The sequence below is a fragment of the Treponema sp. R6D11 genome (assembly GCF_054786075.1).
In genome coordinates this window covers 1-1,018 of sequence record NZ_BDHD01000446.1, presented here as the reverse complement: position 1 = coordinate 1,018, position 1,018 = coordinate 1, and the positions used below count along the sequence as shown (strand labels likewise).

The 1,018-nt window shown below is 43.3% G+C and carries 1 pseudogene; it reads right to left on the bottom strand.

The features are described from left to right. Positions 1-640, bottom strand: a pseudogene (locus ACYVTD_RS13830) (DUF362 domain-containing protein); the annotation flags it as partial. Positions 641-1,018: the final 378 nt, after the last annotated feature.

Here is a 1,018-nt window from a genome sequence, read left to right as displayed (position 1 = left end):
GAGGAGTGGGTCTGCCGTTGCAATCGCAGTCAACGGAAAGGTGGTTCATCACGTTGATATATAAAATTCTTCCCTTGTTAGCGTCTGCGACAGCTTCGGCGGCTTCTGCCATTGATTCAAGGAAGTCGTTTTGTTCGCCTCTAAAGCCGCTTTTGCTTTTTCCCGCCGAATGAATCCATGATTTTCCGTCTGACGAAGCATAACCGATGGACATATTTTTTAACGCGCCTCCAAAGCCGCCCAGTTGATGCCCCTAAAAATGAGACGACACATTGTGAAAATTAGTTCCCTTAAAACGCGCCCCTACAATTTTTTTTTTAAAATGTTTACCGCCTGTAACAGGAATACTAATCTCAGTTTTTTCGTCCATGATTACAACAGGCGCTATTGCCGTAAACCCGTGATCCTTCGCCACCTGATAATGCATGGCGGTATTTGCCCGTTTTCCGCCGTAAGCAGTGTTGCACTCAACAATAGTGCCGTTCACTTTCTGCACTAGATTTTTTATTAGTGAAGCGGAAAGAAAATGGGGATTGCCCGGCTCTCCTGTGCTTATTTTTACCGCTACTTTTCCGCTTGCTTCCAGTCCAAGAGCATTATAAACGGCAAGCAAGCCTTCGGGGGTTATTTTGTCCGTCATGTAAACGACTGCGCCCTGTGCTACGCCCTGTGTTACGTTTGGCGGTGTAATCTTAGGCTGATTAGCAGGCTGCGCTTCTGCGCGGACTGAACAGCCCATTGCGACTAATCCTGAGCATAAAACTGCGACGGCTAAAAACCACATCGCTATTTTTTTACTTTTCATACACCCTCCGTTTGGACCGACTTATTGGAACATCTAAAAACTTCCGTTTTTAGATGTTTTCATAACCTATGAAGAAAATCGCACTACAATAATTCCTTATGCTACAATAAATTAGCGATTTTCTTCTAGGAACCTCTAAAAACCTAACCAAGGTTTTTAGAGGTTCCATTTTTTTTGATAATTCTTATTACTATTTTAGAAGAATGTTTGGAC